Genomic DNA, 18,725 nt, shown 5'->3' with positions numbered 1-18,725 from the left:
TTGTAACCATGAGAAAATCCCTTCTTTTATTCACGTTTGTTCTAGTCGCAGCTTTTCAATCTCTTTCGCAATCAACAGAAGTTGATCTGAAAGCACTAGATGCTTATTTTGAAAAAATAACTAAAGACTGGGATGTCCCCAGTATGAGTATTGGCATTGTGAAAGATGGCGAACTGGTTTTTGCTAAAGGTTATGGAGTCAAAGAAGTAGGTAAAAAGACGGCGCCAGATAAAAATACCCTATATGCAATTGCTTCCAATTCAAAAGCTTTTACTGCAGCTATAATGGCGCAATTGGTAGAAGAGGGTAAGCTAGACTGGGATGGGAATGTGAAAGATTATTACCCTGAATTTGAATTGTACGACCCTTGGGTGACAGCGCATACGACTATTAGAGATATTCTGAGCCATAGAGTGGGGCTGGGTACGTTTAGTGGAGATGTGATCTGGTACAAGACAGACTTTACACCAGATGAAATCTTGGAGAGAATCAAAAACATACCTCCTGCTTACGACTTCAGGGCTGGCTATGGTTACTCCAATTTGATGTACATAACTGCTGGCGAAATTATCCGAAAGGTGACAGGCAAAAGCTGGGCAGAAAACGTAAAAGAGCGCATTTTAATCCCTCTGGGAATGGATAGAACCATTACGAGTCCAAGTGATTTGGATTCAAAAGGAAACTATGCTACGCCTCATTCGAGAAGTGAGGAGAAAAATATCCCAATTGTTTGGGAAGACTGGGAAGAAATTGGTGCACTGGGGGGATTGATTTCGAGTGTTGAGGATCTCTCTAAGTGGATGATCACTAATATGAATCATGGCATATATGGGAATGACACACTTTTTAGTGCTAGCGCCAGAAATCTGATGTGGACACCTCACAATAACTTCGTGGTGGATCATACTCAATCCAATGACTTCAATAGACATTTCAGTGGTTATGGTTTAGGCTGGGGAGTGAGTGATTACCAAGGCAATTTGAGAGTAGGACATACTGGCGGATATGATGGTATGCTGACGGCTTTCAATATGATTCCAGATCAGAAACTAGGAGTGATCGTGCTGACCAATGGCATGAAAAGTCCCATGATGGCTGCTACTTACTATGCACTGGATCAATTCTTAGGTGTTGACGGCCCAGATTGGTCTGAGAAGTATTTGGGCTACATGGGTGCTACTGAAGAAGATTCAAGAATCACTGAACGAAAAGTAAAGAGAGTTAAGGAAACCAAACCTTCTTTGGATTTGAACAAATATGCAGGTACCTACAATGCCGATATTTATGGTGATATAGAAGTGAGCCTAGAGAAAGGACAATTACGTTTGAATTTCCCAAATGCTAAAGCACTCTCTGCCACACTCAAACACTGGCACTACGACGTATGGGAGATTGATTGGGACATTGAACATGCCTGGTTCAGCTTTGGTACGGTACAGTTCAATATGGACAACAATCTCAAAATCGAAAGAATGACTTTTGATGTTCCAAATGACGACATTTTCTTTAATGAGCTGATTCCTGTTCGAGTAGATTAATCTGCGGATTTTGCGTATCATTGAAATATGATACCCAAAAATGAACAAGCCCAACTTAGAGCTATCCTCTTTCGCCATTTGGATGGAATTGGAACTGCTCCTACTGCCTATGCACTTCACGAAAAAGGAGTGCTAGATTATTTATTAGATATTAAGTCCAGTACACTAGATGAGCTCACTAAGCACTTCAGTGCTAACGAAGGCTATCTCAACGTAGCACTTCGAATTTTGTGCTCTCAAGGCTGGCTTTTGCAAACTATTGATAATGAAAAGGATGAAATTTCCTTTGCTACCAACGAAAAGAGCCAACGCGCTTTTCAGTGGATTTCAATCTATGAGGATGCAGTGGAGTTGCTAAAGCTTACGGAGAAATTTCACCCCAGGAAGTTCGAACTTGAACCTTTTCTAGTACTTGAAGGTATATTCAAAAATTACTGTAAGAGGTATAATTTACCAGAGCCAAATTCCGATGAAGAAAGGGAAATCCAAAATCAAATACTGACTCATATTGAAGGAATTATTTTGGGTCCCACGATTGTACATTTGGGAATGAGTGGCATGTTCCATAAGTACTTTATGGAAGCCAGTTTCAAGCCAGAAGAGTTTCACAACGATCCTGAGAGCTTTAAAAAATTACTGGATATGTTCGCCCACGCAGGGTGGTTTAGAGAAAAAAAAGGTACATATCAGTTTACTGAAAAGGGGTTGTTTTATGCCAAACGTGCAAGTGCGTATGGAGTCACTGTTTCGTATATCCCTACTTTCAGGCATTTGGATGAATTGATTTTTGGAAACTCAAAAATTTTAAAGTCAAAAACTGGAGAAGAAGAAAAACATGTAGATCGTGCCATGAATGTTTGGGGCAGTGGAGGTGCACATGCTGCTTATTTCAAAGTGGTAGACGAAATCATTATTGAAATATTTAATCAGCCCATTGCAGACCAACCCAAAGGTATTCTGGATATGGGCTGTGGCAATGGTGCTTTTATTCAGCATCTGTTTGACGTGATTGAGCATCAGACAGAGCGCGGCAAGCGGCTAGATGAGTATCCATTGACTTTGGTGGGTGTAGATTACAATGAAGCAGCTCTAAAAATAACCAAAGCCAATCTCGTACAGGCTGATATCTGGGCAAAAGTGATTTGGGGAGATATTGGAAGGCCTGATTTGTTGGCGCAAGATTTAAAAGAAAATTATGGTGTTGAGCTCAAGGAATTGCTCAATGTCCGAACGTTCCTGGACCACAATAGAATTTGGCAAGAACCACAAAACCCTGGGTCTATTGCCAGTGGATCCAAAGGTGCATTTGCTTTTGATGGAGTCAGAAAAAACAACAATTTGGTAAAAGCCTCTTTAGTAGGGCACTTTCAGAAGTGGGCACCTTTTGTTAAGGATTTTGGCCTGCTACTGATTGAATTGCACACGGTTGATCCAGTACTCGTAGCTAAAAATATAGGCAGAACCGCCGTGACGGCTTATGATGCTACACATGGTTATTCCGATCAGTATATATTGGAAGTGGATGAGTTTTTGAATTCGTTGGAGTTAGCAGGCTTACATCCTGATAAAGATCAGTTTCGTAAATTCCCTGATTCAGACTTGGCGTCTGTGACCGTGAATCTATTTAAGGAGTCGAAAGCTTAGTTGATCATTTCACCTTTTTCAAGCTTCTTTTTGATGTCTGTTAGTACGTCATCCAGCTTGCCAGCAGAAAAGTAGAGGTGGTTGATCATTTCATTTTTTTCATCTTCTGCTATCTCACTTTTCAGAAGCTTGGTGAGTCCCAATATATTAGCCAATGGGCCTCTCACAATGTGAGCATTAAGAAATGAATATTCTTTGAGTTTGACGTCTTTTTTTCGGATGACGCTGGTGCGTTCTTCTATGATTTGCTCAAGATTGTCATTGAGTATTTGAAGTTCAAGAGCCTTTTCCTTGACCTCTTTGTTCCTTTCTTTCAATATTTTATTGAGTCGGGCTTGTTTTTTTACCTGATTATAAAACAGGATGGCGATAACGGAAATGAGTAACAGGATGACTGCTATGCCCGCGATGATCGTGCGCTGATATCTTACGATTTCCAGGCTCGTTTCTTTTTCTTTGATAAGTTCTTCTTGTGTTCGTTCACTTTCTTCAAATTCAAATTTGGCCTGAATGTTTTGAAGTTGCCTTTCTTTGGCGAGATTGAAGATTTCACTTGAAAGTTTGTGCAATTTCCGCATAGATAGGAATGCAGATTCAAAATCTTTTAAGGTAGAATCAGTTTTGTATTGTAGTGCTAAGCCTTCAAGTTTCATTTCATTGGCGTTAACTTTTTCTGCATATTTAATGGCTTCTTCTACCTGAATTTTAGAACTGTCAAATTGGCGATTGGCTATTGATATTTTGGCTTTTTCTAATGCCACTCGGGACATTCCAATATAATCCTCCAAGGAGACCCAAAGTTGGTTGGCCAGATTGAGGTACATCAGTGCATCACTATATTTTTTTTGCTTGGCATAGACTTTTCCTATTCCAGTCTGTGCATGAGCGATAGATTTTAGCCTATTTTCCTCTTTGGCCATTTGTTCGGCTTTTCGGAAATGAATGGCAGCAGAGTCCAGATAATTGAGTTGATTATAAATCTCCCCTAAATTCACATGGGACATGATGGGATGACGTCCTCTGAGGTGTTTATCCTTGAGGGCAAGCGACTTTTTGTGATACTTCAGTGCTTCTTTGAATTGGAACTTTTTTTCATACAATTCACCAATATTGTTGTATGTGATGAAAATACCCATTTGATACTTTGTTTGCTCGTATACTTCTAAGGATTTAAGGTAGAATTCGAGGGCGGCATCATATTCACCCATGGTGAGAAAAGTGCTGCCTACTAGATTCAGTCCTCGTGCATAGCCATTTTTGTAATTGATCTTTTTAGCTAATTCATAGCCTAGTACAGCATATTTTCTTCCCTTGTCTGGACTAGTGTTAATTACCTCAAAGGCAATGAGGTTGTACAAATCTACTTTTACTGAATCTGCATTTGGGTATATCTCTACAGCATGTACAAGGCTATCTATGCGCTGCTGCTGGGCAATGGACTGGTTAGTCAAAAGACTGAACAATATAAAGACTAGGGTTTGGCGCATCCTTAAAAATAAGTACTGAACATTTGCTATTCAACCATTTTGAAAGATATTCCGTCTTATCTTTGAGTCGAACATCGTTGACTCCTATCAAATATTACTAAATGACTAATTCTTCAGAAATAACGTTGGTGGATCCATGGAATCGTACGATTGATTATCTAAGAATTGCAGTCACAGATCGCTGTAATTTGCGTTGTTTTTACTGCATGCCTGCTGAAGGGATTAATTACCTACCTAAAAAGGAATTGCTTACTTATGAAGAAATCGTTCGTTTATCATCAATATTTGTTTCGTTAGGCATTAAAAAAATCAGACTGACTGGTGGAGAACCATTCCTGCGCAAAGATTTCATCTCTCTTTTAGAAAATCTCAAAGCAATTCCTGGTGTTGAGGCAGTTCATATTACCACTAATGGTGTGCTGACTTACTCATACTTAGGACAAATGAAGGCTTTGGGAATAGATGGAGTGAATCTGAGCTTGGATAGTTTGAATAAGGAAAATTTCCATAAGATTACACGCAGAGATGAGTTTGATACAGTCATGAAAACATTGGATGGCTTGTTAGATCATGGTTTCAATACCAAGATCAATATGGTCGTAATGCATGGTAAGAATACCCAGGAAGTAGTTGATATGGCCGAACTGGCCAGTACACGGAAAGTGAGTGTCAGGTTTATAGAAGAAATGCCATTTAATGGATCCGATCTATCAACTTCCAAGCAGAACTGGAACCACATCAAAATATTAGAAGAGCTAAAAGTCGCCTTTCCTAATCTTGCTAAATTGGATTCGCATCCAAGCAATCCAGCGACATTATATCAGGTGCCAGGCCATCAGGGAAACTTGGGAATCATTCCAGCCTATTCGCGAACTTTTTGTGGGGCATGCAATCGTATTCGTCTGACCGCTACTGGGAGCATCAAAAATTGTCTTTATGATGAAGGGGTATTGGATGCGAAGCAACTGCTACGCAGTGAAAAAACTAATGAGGAGATCAGAGAGATATTGATTTCCACAGTTCAGAAAAGGGAAAAGGATGGCTTTGCTGCTGAAAAAAATCGAAAAGTAGATAAAAATATTTCCGAATCTATGTCAACCATTGGTGGCTGATTAGTGAACAGTCTTGATTTTCATCATTCCGCTTTCAGGCATGAAACTAAATTTTGAATCCTTATAGGAATAAAATTTTATTGCCATAATCAATACGGCTGATACGTCGTTGTGAATAGCCCCAACTCCTGGGATAGACAATTGGGCAGTCAAGGGCTGAGTGGAAATCCGCAGCACAGGTAACATAGTAGTTTCATAAATACCCACTTTCGCATGTTGCACCTTGTTGTTGATTGACACTTGCTCACCATTTCTTTCAAAGTCAGAAACTGAAATTAGACGAGCAGAAATTTTGAAATTGGTGGCGTCTTTTGGGATGTTTAATTCTTTTTCTGGTACAAAAGCTGGGACATGTAGAATAATGTGGCCTTTGTGCGCTCCTTCACGAAGACAGAATTTTGTGCAACATCCGGCATTGAAAGTGTTTTCAGTATTGAATTCAAAACCCTCAAGTGATGAAGTTGTATTTCTTAGCGACAGCAGGTTTTTTCCTGAATCAAAGCCCTTATTGATGGTAGATGCTAAGCGCTTCGAGCAATATGACTCGGCCATTTCTAGCATATCAGCATCTAGGGCATTAAAAATGGCCTTGCTCATCAAAGTGGCAACGCCGTAGTTGTTTTTGTTTACTGATTCAGTGGCTTCTGCTGCTTGTTGTGAAGTGGAGGTGAAGCGTGTTTCTTTTGGCTGGGCTAGCGTACCTAGCCCTTCTCCGGAAAATTGGAAAGTGCTACGCAATTCTAAATTTCGTGACATAGTGGATTCTGGTTGATAATGTCCTCGCTAAAAAGTTTGGACGCTGGTTTCATTTTCTCAACAGTAAGTTGTCAAATTTAATTTAATTATGCAAGCTGAAAGGTCTTAATATCAGTAGGTTATGAGGAGGTTAAACTAATTTAAGAGGAATGCTGATTAAAATTTAGGTAAAAACATAAGGGGCTAAGAGTTTTACCTATGTTCGGGAATAACATCTCCACAAGAGAAAATTTTCTCTTTAATTGATTTCATCACAAAATAACTTTGCACCTGGCCGATATTGTCCAATGCAGCTAGTTGATTAGAGATAAACAATTGATAGTCTTCCATGTCCTTTACCACGACCTTCAGCAGGTAGTCAAAACTGCCTGACATGTGATTGCACTCAAGAACTTGCTGCAAGGCCTGAACCCCATCTTCAAATAGGTGAAGATTTTTTTGAGAGTGTTCTTTAAGTGTCACGCTGCAGTAGGCTACCAGGTGGTAGCCTAAATGCTTCGGGTTGACCTGTATGGTGTATTTCTCCAAAATACCATTTCGTTCAAGTTTTTTTATTCTTTCATACACTGGCGTTATCGTCATACCAATGGCTTCCGCAATGTCTTTCATTTTGGCCTTACTGTCTTTCTGAAGCATGGATAAGATGCTTAGATCTGTTTTGTCAACAATCATTTTCTTTTTGAGATTATGCTTTTGGCTCGTTGTAGAAAATTAAACTACAAAAATATCTATTTATAGAAAATAATACTATTATGAATGATCATATTGGATATTTACATCATTATTATGGGAAAAATCAATGATGAAATCACAATTCAGTCCAGAAAGTTTAATGATGTCTCATGGATATGACCCTAAGTTATCTGAGGGGGCCATTAAATGTCCGATTTTCCAAACTTCTACTTTTGTATTTAACTCCGCAGAAGAAGGGAAAGCCTTTTTTGAAGTAGCTTATGGTTTGAGAGAGCAAGAGAAGGATGAGAAGCTCGGATTGATTTACAGCCGATTGAATAATCCTGATTTAGAAATATTAGAGAATCGATTGTGTCTTTGGGATGAAGCAGAAGATTGTGCAGTTTTTGAGAGCGGTATGTCTGCGATCTCGACCTGCCTCATGGAATTTTTAAAGCCTGGTGATTTATTGCTTTATAGTTCGCCTGTTTATGGAGGTACAGATCATTTTATCAATCACATTCTTACCAAGTTTGGGATACATGTCGTAGGCTTTTATCCAGACAGTACCAAAGAAGAAATTGAGTCTATCATCATAGATTCAGGTCATTCTGATCGTCTGGCTATGATCTACATAGAGACCCCAGCCAACCCTACCAATAGTTTGATAGACATGCAGATGTGTCGCCAAATTGCAGATCAGTTTGCGAAAGAAGAACAGCCCGTTTATCTCGCAGTAGATAATACATATATGGGGCCACTATGGCAGCACCCGCTGAAGCATGGTGCTGATTTTGTGCTTTACTCAGCTACTAAGTACATTGGCGGACATAGTGACGTGATTGCAGGAGCTTGTTTGGGCTCCAAGGAGAACATGACGCGGATCAAAGGTCTAAGAACATTCTTAGGCAATATGGCGGGTCCATGGACAGGATGGTTGCTGATGAGAAGTTTGGAGACATTGAAGGCAAGAATGGAATTGCAGGCTTTGAATGCAGCTAAAGTGGCTGAATTTCTAAGATCACACCCTTCAATTAATAAAGTGTATTATATGGGATTTCTAAAAGAAGACAATCCGGCACAATACGAAATTTTCGAAAGGCAATGCAATGCTGCTGGTGCCATGATCTCATTCGAAATAGAAGGTGGGGAAGCTGAAGCATTCCAATTTATTAACCAATTGAAGCTGGTGAAACTGGCTGTGAGCCTGGGCAGCACGGAGTCGCTCATACAGCATCCAGCAACTATGACTCATGCTGGCGTAGACCCAGGAGAAAAGCAACGAATTGGTATCAAAGAGAATTTGATTCGTTTGTCTGTAGGTGTAGAGAATCCTGATGATTTGATTTGGGATTTGAAACAAGCGCTTACGCTTGAACTAGATTTAGCATAACCCAAAGGAGTGACTCTCGAGTTTTGCTCGGGAGTCATATTTCCCTGTCAAAAATCCCAATGAAATTGAATTTGCTGGATTGAATGAACTCTTGATAAAATCCCGAATTGACCAGTCCTTCCAATGCTTCAGCATCAAATCCGCTGAAAACTAATGTATGACTCAAAACAAAGTCTAAGGTTTTGAGTTTGCCCTTCTCTTTTTGAAGACCCAGTATGGCTGATTTTTGTCCAATGAAATGAGGAAATACTTCGAGAGAAGCCGCATGTGAAATGAGAGATTCAATAGCCTTGTAATGGCCTTCTTCACAGATATGAACCATGTATTTCAATTTACCTTTATACGTCAATTTTGACGGCTTTAGGCTCTCCTGATTGAGCTTTTGCATAAAGCCAAATTGGAAATGCTGTACTGAAGAAGTTCTTAGTAAGCTCTTGACCTGAAACAATGTGGATGAAATCATCTCCAAAAAGCTGAGGGCTTGTGGGTACTGAACAATCAAGAGCATATCTCTTTTGAGTCGTTCATTGTCGAGTATGGTTTTTGAGAGTCGAGCCTTGAAAACAGGGAATGCGCCTATTTTCCTTACATGATTAAAAACCAACTTGTTGTACAAATCATAGAGCCAGGCTCTTTTTAAGTCAAACCAATTGATTGCCCAAAGCGGTTGGTCTAGCTGTGTACTAGGGTGTGTGCTGATGACAGAGGCGCTAAGCTGTCTGGTGATCTGGTGAGTAACGATTTTATCCTGGATCATAAATATTGTTCTCTTAGTAGATTGGCCACTTTGGGTACGCCAGTGCCTCCTTTTTCTTCAAATAGAGATAAGTTGGGTTCAGGCAATACATCTGGCATGTGGGGGTCTATGATGTATTTTGGGATATTGCTTTGCGTATGATGCATGAGACCAGCAGCAGGGTATACGGCCAAGGATGTACCCACAATTAAGAATATATCGGCCATCTGAGCCTGGCGAATGGCTACTTCCATCATAGGTACCATTTCTCCAAACCAAACAATATGTGGTCTGAGTTGAGAGCCTCTCTCACATTTGTCTCCGAGCTTCAGCTCCCAGTTATCCATGTCATAGACCAAGGATTCATCTATTGTGCTTCTGGATTTGAAAAGTTCTCCATGTAAATGAATAACATGACTGGAGCCCGATTTTTCATGTAGGTTGTCCACATTTTGGGTGACAATGGTTACATCAAAGTCTTTTTCTAATTCCGCCAAGGCCAAGTGCCCTTTGTTGGGTTTGGAGGTCAGCGCTTGCTTTCTTCTCTGGTTGTAAAAGTCAAGGACGAGTTCGCGGTTGGCTTCCCAGCCTTGTGGCGAGGCCACTTCCATTACATCATGCCCTTCCCAAAGTCCGTCTGCATCGCGAAAGGTGCGAATGCCAGACTCGGCACTAATGCCGGCACCTGTTAAAACCACAATCTTTTTCATAATAATCAATTTAGCAAATTGGCTTTATTCTGGATCAGTCGCCATGTCTTTTCTATATGATGTTTTTGGACATAAGTCTGGCCAATCACCATGCGAAGTGTGTATTTGCCATTCACTTTTGTATGAGTCAGATAAGCTTCACCTGAGTCATTTATAGCACCTATTAGTTCTGCATTCAATTGATCCAACTGATCTTCTGCCTTTTCAGGAGTAGTCATTCTAAAGCAAACTACATTGAGTGCAGGCTCTATGACTAGCTCGAAGTTTTCGTTTTCAACGACCTGATTTGCAAACCACTGGGCATAACTGATATGTTCTCGGAGTCGGGTTTGGATGCCTTCAATACCAAAGTCCCTGATCACAAACCACAACTTAAGTGCCCGAAACCTTCTGCCCAATGGAACCCCCCAATCTCTATAATCTTTGACATGACCCCGTGTACTGGTCTTGAGGTATTCAGGTAATATCTCAAAAGTCTTGATAAGCGTCCCTTCGTCTTTGATATAATAAACCGTGCAGTCGAAGTTAGTAAACATCCATTTGTGAGGATTAAAAACCAAACTATGGGCTTTTTCGATTCCTTTGATCATGGAGTGATATTCTGGTAGCATCAAAGCAGTGCCAGCATAGGCGGCATCCACATGGAGCCAGACATCATACTTGTTACAAATGTCTCCTATGGTATCTATTGGATCTATGGCTAGTGTGCCTGTGGTACCCACTGCGGCCACTACTGCACAAGGAGTGAAACCATCTTTGATGTCTTTTTCAATGGCGGCCTCTAAGGCAGCAGGAAGGATCGCCAAATGCTCATCTACATCTACCTTCACTAAATGAGCTGCTCCTGCGCCAAGTACTTTTATTGCCTTATCTATGGAAGAATGCGTTTCTGACGAGCAGTAGAATCTTAGTTTTTGGTTATCAAATCCATTTTGGTTGATGGACCAGTTGGTCTTTTGCTCTCTGGCCGAAATCATTGCTGCTAGGGTAGCTGTAGAGGCTGTGTCTTGAATACATCCTGTCCAGTTGGCTGGAATATTCATGAGAGGCTTCAGCCAATTGATAATCAATTCCTCAAGTTCTGCAGCAGCTGGGGAAGTTTCCCAAATCATGCACTGAGCGCCTAACGTGGCCGTGAGCATTTCTCCTAAGACAGAAGGGTAGCTGGAGTTGGCTGGGAAGTAGGCATGAAAATTTGGGCTTTGCCATTGCGTCATTCCAGGTAAAATGATGGATTCAAAATCTTTAAAGACTTGATCAAAAGACTCTCCTTTGATAGGGGGATTTTTTGGAAGCTGTCTGATGACATCTCCAGGTCTGGCTTTTGATTTGACAGGGTAGGTCTCTATGTTGTCATAGAAGTCAGCCATCCAGTCTACGAGTTTATGTGCTTCTTCTCTGAATGATTTTTTATCGAGCATACTTATGGTTTGAATCGTGAGTAGTTACTTTCAAAGTAAGCAAAGAGTTGCGTAAAATAATTTTGATTAGAAAATTCATTTTGATCCCTCAGCGAGTTAATGTCAAGAAGTTTCTTTTTGACACAAGAGGAATTAATTAAATTGGTGGCTTATCAATTTCAATTAATCCAATGAATAATTTTAAAACCGCGCTTTTTATTCTGGCATTGGCATTTTCATGTGCTCCTGCCGAAAATTTCCAAGAAGCTTATGATAGTATCAGTGAGGAAGGCCTAAAGTCTCGAATTAAAGCCTTGGCTTCTGATGATTTTTTGGGGCGAATGCCATTTACAGAAGGGGAAACCAAAACCATCAATTACTTAAGAGATGAGTTCAAAAAACTAGGGCTTCAACCTGGCAATGGAGATAGTTACTTCCAAGAAGTTCCATTGGTGGAACTGACTGCTACTGTCGACCCACAATTGAAAATTACTGGTGGAGATGCAGAAATTAATCTCAACTATTGGGATGATTTTGTGGCACTTACCAGAAGAGTCACGGACTCTGTGCGAATCGAAAATTCTGAAATCATATTTGCGGGGTATGGCACCATTGCTCCAGAATACGATTGGAACGACTATGAAGGCCTAGATGTAAAAGGAAAAACTGTCTTGGTGCTCATCAACGATCCAGGATTTGGAACAGAAGACAAATCTTTCTTCAAAGGCAATGAAATGACCTATTATGGACGTTGGACTTATAAGTATGAAGAGGCTGCCAGACAAGGGGCTACAGGAATTATCATTGTGCACGAGACGGCACATGCGAGCTACCCATTTGAGGTGGTTCAAGGTGGCTGGTCTGGTGCAAATCTTTACCTTGAAAATCCAGACAACAACATGTCGAGATGTGTGATTGAAGGTTGGGTGTCTGAAGAAAGTGCCAATCAAATGTTTGCCAATATGGGTATGGACGGATATGATTTTTATGAAGAGGCTCGCAAGAGAGAATTTAAGTCATTTCCAATGAATCAGCAATTGTCTGTAGGGTTGGTGAATAACATCAAGCGGTCAAAGTCAAATAACGTAGTAGCCAGATATGTGGGTTCTGAAAGGCCTGACGAAACTATTATCTATAGTGCACACTGGGATCATTTTGGTGTGGGCAAGCCTGTGGATGGAGACTCCATTTATAATGGTGCAGTGGACAATGGTACAGGTGTAGCTGCGATTATTCAGGTGGCAGAAGCCTTTACAAAATTGAATGCCCCAACTAAGCGTTCGGTTGTTTTTATGGCTGTGACTGCAGAAGAGCAGGGACTTTTAGGTTCAGCACATTATTCGGTAAATCCAATATATGAACCAGCCAAAACTGTAGCTAATTTGAATGTGGATGCCATTCGTCCCATAGGGCGTGTAAATGATTTTTCTATTGTAGGTTATGGCCAATCAGAGCTAGATGATTATGCCAAGCGCGCAGTAGAAAAGCAGGGCAGGTATATCACGCCAGACCCGCATCCTGAGTCGGGTGGTTTTTTCAGATCTGATCACTTCAATTTTGCAAGCATAGGTATTCCCGCTTTGTATGGCAAGGGCGCTACTGATAGCGACGCCAACGGAAAGGAATGGGGAGAAGAGCAATACAAAAAATATACGAGCGAAAACTATCACAAACCATCAGATGAATTTACAGATGATTTCAATGCTGAAGGGGTAAAGTTGGATGCGCAAGTATTATTTGATATTGGGTACACTTTGGCAAATGAATCTACATTTCCAAAATGGAAAGAAGGGTCGGAGTTTAAAGCAATAAGAGAAAAGTAATTGGGAATGGGCTGCTATGGTGTTGATCATAGTGGCCCATTTATTTCATAAATCGAAACCCAATCGAAAGGTCAGCTCTGATTAGCCCTTCGTACTCGTGTTCTTCCAATACAATTTTTTGACTGGTTGTTCCATCGTCCAACGTGTATTCCTGTAGTGCCCCACTATAAAGGGTAAATTGAATGCCAACAGCAGATTGATCAGATGTAGCGATGTCGTAGCTCGCACTAGCGCATACTCCAACCGTATAGCCTGTGATGGTGTAGTCTTGAAATAGAGTGGCCTGATTTTGATAGGACATAAAACCCATAGAGGCATGAAAAACAAAAGCATTCAAATTCTCTTTTGAATTTAATCTAAAAAAGAATGCCGGGCCGGCAAAGTGGATATTGATTCTGTCACTGATAGTAACTAATTCAGACACGCCTTGATCGTTGATTAGGTGAAAGTCATCTTCGTTTTTTGTCCCAAAAAATGAGTATTTAGCACCTAATCCGAACTTTCCTTCATTCAAGAAGTATGCGACATTTACGCTCACATTTATTCCCCATTTCAATTTGTTCAGATAATTATCAACTTGTGGCGGCATATCATTTGGGTTGAAGGCTATTCGATAAGAAAGTCCGGCCTGTATTCCTATACGCCAAGATTTGTGGTAGGATGAAAAGTCAATATCGTTTTCTGCATGTGCTGCTGGCACTTGTTGGTAAGTGCCTTTTGTTAAGATTTCTTGAGCATGCACAGTTTGCGGCCAAGCAAAAGAAACGATCCCAATGAATGTGGCAAGAGTAAATATTTGCCTGGCGAAGAGTGTTGCTTTAACCATGAGGTAGTTTGGCCTGCCGTCCAATGATGCATGAGACCGCCTATTGATTTGATTTTAGAGTTCAACTCAAAAATAGTATTTTCGAAGAAGATTGAGTGGAACGCTCTTCTCTATTTCATTTATAACACAAAACCCTATGAAAAAAACTTTGTACCTGATGGTGGTTGGTTTAATTATTTTTTCCAGCTGTCAGTCTCCAGATTCAACTAAGCAGATGAATGTAGAAAACCCTTTGCTATCAGAATGGAATACGCCGTATGGCGTGCCACCATTTGATCAGATCAAAAATGAGCATTACCTCCCTGCTTTTGAGCAAGGTATGATGGAACATAAAGCTGAGATCGACGCCATTGTGAATAACACAGAATCCCCCACGTTCGCTAATACCATGGTGGCGCTCGAAAGAGCAGGAGCTACACTGGACAAAACCAGCAGGGTATTTTATGCAGTTGCAGGAGCACATACCAATGATGTTTTGGATTCGGTCAGAACCACGGTTTCTCCTTTGCTTTCAAAGCACTATGACTATATCAACCTAAACAAAGGCTTGTTTGAAAGAGTAGAGGCTATCTTTAATGGATTGAGTGAGAGTGATTTGAATGCGGAGCAAAAAAGATTGGTGACTGAATCTTACAAAGGCTTTGTAAGGTCGGGAGTAGGTCTTGAAGGTGAGCAAAAGGAGCGTTTACAGGAGATCAATGGCCGACTCTCTGAGTTGACGACCAAATTTGGTCAGAATGTACTGGCAGAGACAAATAACTTTGAAGCGCATACCACAAATCCTGATGATTATGGAACATTGACAAGTAGCCTGGTGTCTTTAGCTGCTACTGAGGCCAAGAAAAGAGGGCATGAAAATGGATGGTCATTCACATTGCAAAGACCAAGTATTAATCCATTTCTCCAATACTCCCCTAATCGGGAAATGAGAGAACAGCTATATCAAGGTTATGCGAGGCGCGCAGATAACGACAATGAAAACGATAACAATGCGATCATAGAGGAGATTGTTGCACTCAGAATAGAGCGAGCTAACCTCTTGGGCTATAAAACCCATGCGGACATCAAACTATCAACCAGTGTGGCACAAACGCCAAAAGCGGTCATGGATTTTATGAATCAAGTATGGCCAGCAGCTTTGAATATGGCTAAAGGAGAAAGGGATGCATTGACTGAAGAAATGAAAAAGGATGGTATAGATGATGAGCTAAGAGGATCTGATTGGAGATATTATGTTGAGAAGGTAAGAAAGGCTAAATACGACTTTGATGAAGATGCCATGCGCCCTTATTTTGAATTTACGGCAGTTAGAGATGGAGCATTTGCATTGGCCAATAAGCTTTTTGGTATCCAGATCAATGAACTACAGGATATGCCTAAGTGGCACGAAGACCAGCAGGTATTTGAAGTATTGGAAGCTGATGGTACGCATATTGGTGTTTTGTATATGGATTTCTTTGCTAGAGATAGTAAACGTGGTGGTGCTTGGATGAATGCGCTCAGATCTCAATCAAAAATGGACGGGTCTGTTACACCTATTGTGACCAATAATTTTAATTTTCCTGCACCCACAGAAGATGGCCCATCCTTACTTTCTTTTTCGGAATCAGAAACTATGTTTCACGAATTTGGTCATGCATTGCACGGCTTGTTTTCCAATGTGACATATCCTTCTCAGTCGGGCACTAATGTACCACGAGATTTTGTAGAGTTTCCTTCTCAGGTGATGGAGAATTGGATGAGTGAGCCAGAAGTATTGAAACTTTACGCCAAACACTATCAAACTGGAGAAGTAATACCTGACGAACTGGTTAAAAAAATGAATGATGCCAATGCGTTCAATGAAGGATTCAGATCAGTAGAATATATGGCAGCTGCTTATTTGGATATGTCTTGGCACATGTTGGCAAATGCTGATCAAGTTGAAGCTAGGGGTTTTGAAAAAGAGGCCATGGCTAAAATTGGCTTGATTGATCAAATTATCCCGAGATACAGAAGTGGATATTTTAACCATATTTTCTCTGGAGGATATTCAGCGGGTTATTATAGTTATGTCTGGTCTGAATTATTGGATGCAGACTGTTTTCAAGCATTTAAGGAAACTGGAGATTTATTTGATCAAGAAACAGCTCAGAAGTATAGAACCATGTTGAGCAAAGGTGGGTCTGAGCCAGGGATGGATCTTTATGTGGAATTCAGAGGCAACACCCCAGAGATAGGCCCGCTACTAGAAAAGAAAGGGTTTAAATAAGTGTAGAGGAAGAGGCTTTTATAAGATATCATCCCAGCAATGTTGTATGGACAACATTGCTGGTTTTTTTATATTTCATTTCGTTCAAATTTTGGTTAAATTGTATGTACATACATAAAACCCAAAACCATGGACAGAAAATCATTTCTAACAAAACTTGGAGCTGCCATTCTAGCTGGCATTCCACTGCTTTCACTTTGGAGTTGTTCTGACAACTCGGAAGATGATATGGACGATATGGAAGAAGAAGAGGATGCTGATGATACGGACGACACTGACGATACGGATGATACGGATGATACGGATGATATGGACGACACTGACGATACAGACGACACGGATGACGAACCAACTACAAGCTGTGTAGATAATGGAACATCTAGTACTATTTCAGCAAATCATGGACATAGTCTGACAGTGTCGAAAGAAGATGTTGCCGCTGGAGTAGACAAAACCTATGACATCACAGGGAGTGGTACCCATTCACATAGTGTAACGGTTTCTGCTCAAGATTTTGCTACTTTGCAAAGTAATAATGACGTTACTATTCAGTCTACGGCATCAGGACATACGCATAATGTTACCATCACCTGTGCTTAGCTAGCTGCAGGATTAGGGAAGTTGTCAGATTCATCCTCCCCAGAACGTTTATGTAGGCATTGAAAATCTTTTTCCACCAGGATTCTGACATTGGTTTGGTTTGCGTTCTCGAATCCAACCAAATCAGTGTCAGTCCATTGTTTGCCTAGATTATTTGGTACTAGTATAGAAATATTTGCTCCATCAAAATCTACAGAAACCTCATTCAGATCTGAGGAGGAGACCAGTTGATAAGTCAATGCTCTAGATCCGAATTGAATGGCGTCTCCCACTTGTTTTTCTGATGCGAACTGATCCACTTCACTTTGACTCAATCTTAACCTTACAAAATTACCATTGATCCTGATTTTCATAATTAGCTTGATTTGAATTCCTCTTTCAAAATTACATTTTCTTTTCCTGAGTAGATATTGAAAGATTCTTTTTTAAGAAATCCAATGAGGGTCATTTGATTTTGATTGGCCAACTCCACTGCCAAACTTGAAGGGGCACCAAGTGCAGCAACCATTCTAATACCTACCATGGCTGATTTTTGAATCATCTCAAATCCAAGCCTTCCACTCAACCAAAGCAGTTTATCTGAGAATTCAATTGGCTTCATGCTGCCTACACCTATGAGTTTGTCCAGTGCATTGTGTCTGCCTATATCCTCTCTGATCAGAAGTAATTTGCCTTCCTTGTCAAACAAGGCTGCGGCATGCAGTCCTCCTGTGTACTTAAATGTATTTTGATGCGTAACTAATTGATTAGTTAGTTTGAGAATGGTCTGTTTTGAAATTTTATTAGGATTAGGAATGGAAGGTGGAAGCTGAACTGTGATGGCTTCAAGCACGGCCTTACCACAAACGCCACAGCTGGAACTTGCATAGAAATTTCTCCTGAACTTCTCAGGATCAAACAGCACCTCATTTTTGAGTTCTACTTTAAGCGTGTTTTCTGGTTGTTTGGCTTGCATACAGTATTTTGCCGAAACGATTTCACTAGCTGATTTCACGATTCCTTCTGACAATAAAAAGCCTCTGGCAAGCTCTTCGTCCGCACCTGGGGTGCGCATGGTTACAGCCAATGAAAATTCTTCACGTTTGGTCTCTTGTCCATAGCCAATTCGGATTTCCAGTGGTTCTTCCCTGACCAGTAGGTCATTGGTTTCTTCTGATTTGTCCGAACTTATTCGCAAAATTTTTGATGTGGATATACCTAATGTGCTCATGCTTATATGACTATTTTGCGTAGAATACTATGGTCTTTTGTCTTTTCGACTTTAGCAGTTTGCCGAAGCGGAGAAATCTTGTCAGTTAAATGCAGATTGCAATTGGATTTCTCTCTCTGATCGAATGACAAATAATACGTTTGCTTCAATTGTTGAATTAAAAGAGACTAAATAAAATTATACTATATCGACGACTTGCCAAGTGTGAATGTGATTTATAAAGTAGTAATCATCTGTAGAGTAATACAATTCATGTAGCAGAATGATGCTGTAGGCTTTTACCGAACCAATCAATTGGATAACTTTGAAACTATATGAGTGATTTTCAAATTAAAGTAGTGGCATTTGGGATAGCCAGAGATATCATGGGAGGTAAACAATTGGAACTCGTGGTTCAAGAAGGGGCTACAGTTTCAATAGCCATGTCTCTACTAAAGGAAAAATTCCCTGCTTTCGAGCAATTGACTTCGCTCAATTTGGCCATTAATGAAGAGTATGTGAATGGTGATTATCAGATTAAATCTGGAGATGAATTAGTACTTATCCCACCAGTGAGTGGAGGGTGAT

At 40.5% G+C, this 18,725-nt stretch carries 17 protein-coding genes; 8 read left to right on the top strand and 9 right to left on the bottom strand.

Going from position 1 to position 18,725, the window contains the following annotated elements; genetic code table 11:
- The first annotated feature begins 8 nt into the window (after nucleotides 1-8).
- Both B9A58_RS05275 and B9A58_RS05270 read left to right on the top strand, forming a co-directional pair.
- Nucleotides 9-1,538 (top strand): serine hydrolase, encoded by a 1,530-nt coding sequence (locus B9A58_RS05275; protein ID WP_084371365.1) that lies wholly within the window; start codon nucleotides 9-11, stop codon nucleotides 1,536-1,538.
- A gap of 27 nt (nucleotides 1,539-1,565) precedes the next feature.
- A complete protein-coding gene (locus B9A58_RS05270; protein ID WP_084371364.1) occupies nucleotides 1,566-3,182 on the top strand; it encodes a class I SAM-dependent methyltransferase in 1,617 nt (538 codons plus the stop codon).
- Here the strand turns inward: B9A58_RS05270 and B9A58_RS05265 are convergent.
- Nucleotides 3,179-4,669, bottom strand: coding sequence for a tetratricopeptide repeat protein (locus B9A58_RS05265; protein WP_084371363.1), 1,491 nt, complete (start codon nucleotides 4,667-4,669; stop codon nucleotides 3,179-3,181). The two genes, B9A58_RS05270 and B9A58_RS05265, sit on opposite strands and share 4 nt — an antisense overlap.
- A gap of 101 nt (nucleotides 4,670-4,770) precedes the next feature.
- On the opposite strand from B9A58_RS05265, the gene moaA reads away from it, so the two are divergent.
- The gene (gene moaA / locus B9A58_RS05260) at nucleotides 4,771-5,781 is read left to right on the top strand and encodes a GTP 3',8-cyclase MoaA (RefSeq protein WP_084371362.1); all 1,011 of its coding nucleotides are present in this window, start codon (nucleotides 4,771-4,773) and stop codon (nucleotides 5,779-5,781) included.
- Here moaA and B9A58_RS05255 read toward each other — a convergent pair whose 3' ends face one another.
- Nucleotides 5,782-6,537, bottom strand: coding sequence for a hypothetical protein (locus B9A58_RS05255; protein ID WP_084371361.1), 756 nt, complete (start codon nucleotides 6,535-6,537; stop codon nucleotides 5,782-5,784).
- 192 nt (nucleotides 6,538-6,729) lie between these two features.
- Nucleotides 6,730-7,209 (bottom strand): Lrp/AsnC family transcriptional regulator, encoded by a 480-nt coding sequence (locus B9A58_RS05250; RefSeq protein ID WP_084371360.1) that lies wholly within the window; start codon nucleotides 7,207-7,209, stop codon nucleotides 6,730-6,732.
- Nucleotides 7,210-7,336: 127 nt separating this feature from the next.
- On the opposite strand from B9A58_RS05250, the gene B9A58_RS05245 reads away from it, so the two are divergent.
- A complete protein-coding gene (locus B9A58_RS05245; protein ID WP_084371359.1) occupies nucleotides 7,337-8,602 on the top strand; it encodes a cystathionine gamma-synthase family protein in 1,266 nt (421 codons plus the stop codon).
- A 34-nt stretch (nucleotides 8,603-8,636) separates the two neighbouring features.
- Here the strand turns inward: B9A58_RS05245 and B9A58_RS05240 are convergent, their stop codons facing one another.
- From B9A58_RS05240 to B9A58_RS05230, 3 genes are read right to left on the bottom strand one after another with little or no spacing between them, the layout of a single operon-like run.
- Complete coding sequence (locus tag B9A58_RS05240) at nucleotides 8,637-9,359, bottom strand: hypothetical protein (RefSeq protein WP_084371358.1); 723 nt, start codon at nucleotides 9,357-9,359, stop codon at nucleotides 8,637-8,639.
- Nucleotides 9,356-10,048: an SIR2 family NAD-dependent protein deacylase gene (locus B9A58_RS05235; protein WP_084371357.1), complete on the bottom strand. Its 693-nt coding sequence runs from the start codon at nucleotides 10,046-10,048 to the stop codon at nucleotides 9,356-9,358. The genes B9A58_RS05240 and B9A58_RS05235 overlap by 4 nt, the downstream gene beginning before the upstream one ends.
- A 5-nt stretch (nucleotides 10,049-10,053) precedes the next feature.
- Nucleotides 10,054-11,469 carry a pyridoxal phosphate-dependent decarboxylase family protein gene (locus B9A58_RS05230; RefSeq protein ID WP_084371356.1) on the bottom strand — a complete coding sequence of 472 codons (1,416 nt, stop codon included), beginning with the start codon at nucleotides 11,467-11,469 and terminating at the stop codon, nucleotides 10,054-10,056.
- A 170-nt stretch (nucleotides 11,470-11,639) separates the two neighbouring features.
- On the opposite strand from B9A58_RS05230, the gene B9A58_RS05225 reads away from it, so the two are divergent.
- On the top strand, nucleotides 11,640-13,271 hold the full coding sequence (locus B9A58_RS05225) for a M28 family metallopeptidase (protein ID WP_084371355.1): 1,632 nt from the start codon (nucleotides 11,640-11,642) through the stop codon (nucleotides 13,269-13,271).
- Nucleotides 13,272-13,311: 40 nt separating this feature from the next.
- On the opposite strand, the gene B9A58_RS05220 is transcribed toward B9A58_RS05225, so the two are convergent.
- Complete coding sequence (locus B9A58_RS05220) at nucleotides 13,312-14,097, bottom strand: hypothetical protein (protein WP_084371354.1); 786 nt, start codon at nucleotides 14,095-14,097, stop codon at nucleotides 13,312-13,314.
- Nucleotides 14,098-14,233: 136 nt separating this feature from the next.
- On the opposite strand from B9A58_RS05220, the gene B9A58_RS05215 reads away from it, so the two are divergent.
- The gene (locus B9A58_RS05215; RefSeq protein WP_084371353.1) at nucleotides 14,234-16,348 is read left to right on the top strand and encodes a M3 family metallopeptidase; all 2,115 of its coding nucleotides are present in this window, start codon (nucleotides 14,234-14,236) and stop codon (nucleotides 16,346-16,348) included.
- A 129-nt stretch (nucleotides 16,349-16,477) separates the two neighbouring features.
- Nucleotides 16,478-16,948, top strand: a complete 471-nt coding sequence (locus B9A58_RS20315) for a hypothetical protein (RefSeq protein ID WP_176214676.1) — start codon at nucleotides 16,478-16,480, stop codon at nucleotides 16,946-16,948.
- On the opposite strand, the gene B9A58_RS05200 is transcribed toward B9A58_RS20315, so the two are convergent.
- Nucleotides 16,945-17,301, bottom strand: a complete 357-nt coding sequence (locus B9A58_RS05200; RefSeq protein WP_084371350.1) for a DUF7009 family protein — start codon at nucleotides 17,299-17,301, stop codon at nucleotides 16,945-16,947. The two genes, B9A58_RS20315 and B9A58_RS05200, sit on opposite strands and share 4 nt — an antisense overlap.
- A 2-nt stretch (nucleotides 17,302-17,303) precedes the next feature.
- Nucleotides 17,304-18,158, bottom strand: coding sequence for a formate dehydrogenase accessory sulfurtransferase FdhD (fdhD, locus tag B9A58_RS05195; protein WP_084371349.1), 855 nt, complete (start codon nucleotides 18,156-18,158; stop codon nucleotides 17,304-17,306).
- 314 nt (nucleotides 18,159-18,472) lie between these two features.
- Between fdhD and B9A58_RS05190 the strand changes: the two genes are divergently transcribed.
- Nucleotides 18,473-18,724, top strand: a complete 252-nt coding sequence (locus B9A58_RS05190) for a MoaD/ThiS family protein (RefSeq protein ID WP_084371348.1) — start codon at nucleotides 18,473-18,475, stop codon at nucleotides 18,722-18,724.
- The last annotated feature ends 1 nt before the right edge of the window (nucleotide 18,725 follow it).

The organism is Reichenbachiella faecimaris (assembly GCF_900176375.1).
Taxonomy (GTDB): domain Bacteria; phylum Bacteroidota; class Bacteroidia; order Cytophagales; family Cyclobacteriaceae; genus Reichenbachiella; species Reichenbachiella faecimaris.
This window is presented reverse-complemented; position numbering and strand designations above follow the sequence as displayed.